This window comes from Hoylesella enoeca JCM 12259, assembly GCF_000613405.1.
Lineage (GTDB): Bacteria > Bacteroidota > Bacteroidia > Bacteroidales > Bacteroidaceae > Prevotella > Prevotella enoeca.
In genome coordinates, this window is sequence record NZ_BAIX01000111.1 from 1 (window position 1) to 845 (window position 845).

Consider the following 845-nt stretch of genomic DNA (forward strand, 5'->3'; position numbering starts at 1 on the left):
ACCCATGCGTGCCGTCTCGGCTTTATCGCGTGTGGTGGTTAGGTTCGTGCCGCTAACAGTTACATCGTCGTTAAACGCAACGAAATCGTAGGTGCCATAAGGGAGCCTTAGTTTATCTTTTGAGCTGGCGTCGGGCGTGAATGTAGGTGCCCACATAGAGCTGCCGAACGTGCCTTTCATTTCGCCTTTCAAAGTACCACTCTGATAGGCACGGATCGTGTAGTGACCGTTAGCCGGTGATAATGCGCCGCGCGTCTTCTTTGCTGTCGGTTCACTCTCTACCGTTATCTCGGCTTCGCAATCGCCCAGGTCTACAATCTGTGGCTTTGCTGTTTCTGATGCTCTCGTTAATGTCTCGTCCTCACCAAACTCTTCGTTGGTAAAGCTGAATTGCACGGCTTGTGTAGGCTCTTTCTGCTCATTATTCTCGTCGTTGCTGCAACTCGTTGTGAATAATAATAACGCTGCGCTTAAAAATATATACTTCTTCATTGTCTTCTGATTTTTAATGATGATTACTCAAATTCATATTCTCCTCCGTCGACATCATCGTCCGGGTCCCAATCCTCTTCTTGCGAACCAGGGTGCGGCCGCACCGACGTACAAACAAATTGCTCTGTCGTGGCTTCGATGACGTGGCATTCGGGCTTCAGATAAGCCATTAAACTCTCTACTTGTTTTCTCATTATTTCGTGTTGTTTTAGTGAGTAAATGCTGCGTTATTTCCCCCTTGCTCGGTTGGCAAAAGGGCATGAAAAAAGGAACAAAGGGAACTCCGAGAAGCCCTTTGTTTATTGGTGTTTAGCCCACGCCTTACGCGCGCGCGTAGGCGAAGACCTAAAATA

The 845-nt window shown here is 47.9% G+C and carries 1 protein-coding gene and 1 pseudogene; both read right to left on the reverse strand.

The features are described 5' to 3' along the window. A pseudogene (locus JCM12259_RS15640) lies at positions 1 to 492 on the reverse strand (hypothetical protein); the annotation flags it as partial. 23 nt (positions 493 to 515) lie between these two features. Further along, on the reverse strand, positions 516 to 686 hold the full coding sequence (locus JCM12259_RS16865; RefSeq protein ID WP_156409618.1) for a hypothetical protein: 171 nt from the start codon (positions 684 to 686) through the stop codon (positions 516 to 518). Between the last annotated feature and the right edge of the window lie 159 nt (positions 687 to 845).